The sequence below is a fragment of the Nostoc sp. CALU 546 genome (assembly GCF_048836525.1).
This window is the reverse complement of sequence record NZ_JAWJTF010000402.1, coordinates 1-1562: the sequence shown is the minus strand read 5'-3', so window position 1 is coordinate 1562 and position 1562 is coordinate 1. Positions and strand designations below refer to the sequence as shown.

The window sequence follows — 1562 nt, the reverse complement described above, 5'->3', positions numbered from 1 at the left end:
CCAATGCCCCATTCCCAATCCCCCCATTTTACGTTTTTATGTCTTTTCTTATAATTTTGTTAAGTAAATTAAATCTAACAGTCCATAGCCAGATATGATCGATTGCGGGTTTTGTAATTAAGTTATTGAATTTTTTAAAGCAATTAAGAGGAGAAAAGGAAAAATGTTTGACGCTGTGTCTGACTTGTTTAACGCTTTTACCAGTATCAATTGGGAAGTTATTTTCCAATTGCTATCCGTAGCGCTAATTGTGATTGCTGGCCCAGCAGTAATCTTTGTACTGGCATTTCGCAACGGCAACCTATAAGAGTGCTGAGTAGTGAGTGCTGAGTGCTGAGTAGAAGAAAATTTTGGAATTTAAAACTGATAACTCATGAACCAGCACTCAATACTGATAACGCCTGAAGGGCAGCTTGGATAATATTGTCATATTGTGGTTGAGAAATATCAACTTCTTTGGCGTTTTGCCGATTAGTTCCTAGCAAGCCTATTATATGTCCTGGCTGCATGGCTAAAACTTTACCTTCAGAATTTTTAATTCTTAATTCTGCTTCAATACCGTTTTTATAGAAACCACAAGTATACTGTCGTTGATTGTATTCAAAGGTTGTGCTTGATGTGGTTGGTGGCGAAACAAAAAATTTTTGAATCTGAATTGGCAGTCTGACACCGATTAGCTCTAGCTCGATGGTGGTGTTGCCGTTAAAGTAATTTTCTCGCAGTTTGTAAGCGATATCCACTCGCGATGGTAAACGGAAGTAGTCGCCCCAACGCCAAGCGATCGCTTTAATTCTATACTCTTGATTATCGATAGTTTGGGCAATTGTCAGTTTGATATGACCCTTACCAACGATTTTCTGCTCAACCACCTGGACATTAGGTGTCCAGAAAACTGGATCGGGGTTGTCCATACCGCAGGGATGTAGAGCATTAAGCTGTTGATAAAGCTGCTGATTGAGATGGTTGAGGTTGACTTCGGCATCAATTTTTAGCAGAGGCTTGAGATGTTGGGGTTCAAGACACTGGTTAGCAAACTCAATTAAACGCGATCGCACCATCTCTAAATTCTCTGCGGGTAGAGAGAATCCCCCGGCTGCTTTGTGTCCACCAAATTTCCCTAGTAAATCGTGACAATATTCCAAAGCTTCAAATACATGAAACTCTGGAATTGAGCGTGCTGAACCGCGTATATGTCCCTCATCCTCATAAGTACCGATAAACACAGGAACACCATAGCGTTCCACTAAGCGGGAGGCGACGATACCAATAACACCATGATGCCAATTGGGTTGAACAACAACTAATACACGGTTTTGCTGTAGAGATGTAACATATTCTGCTTCTACATAAGCGATCGCTTCTTGTTCAATTTGCTGACACATTTCCTGGCGAGAAGCATTTATTTGTTCGCACTGCATTGCTCTTTCCAGCGCCACCCCCATGTCATCTGTAGTCAGCAATTCAATCACAGTCTGGGGATTACCAATTCGACCAATAGCATTAATTCGTGGCCCCAGGCGAAACCCGATATCTTCAGGCTTGAGCGATTTTGGATTTTGGAT

At 41.5% G+C, this 1562-nt stretch carries 2 protein-coding genes; one reads left to right on the top strand and one right to left on the bottom strand.

The window, feature by feature from the left end; translation table 11 throughout:
- The first annotated feature begins 163 nt into the window (after positions 1-163).
- Positions 164-307 (top strand): photosystem II reaction center protein Ycf12/Psb30, encoded by a 144-nt coding sequence (gene psb30 / locus RRG12_RS44040; RefSeq protein WP_069068686.1) that lies wholly within the window; start codon positions 164-166, stop codon positions 305-307.
- Positions 308-371: 64 nt separating this feature from the next.
- Here the strand turns inward: psb30 and RRG12_RS44035 are convergent.
- The coding region (locus RRG12_RS44035) for a single-stranded-DNA-specific exonuclease RecJ (protein WP_420763357.1) at positions 372-1562 on the bottom strand (1191 nt) is incomplete at its 5' end.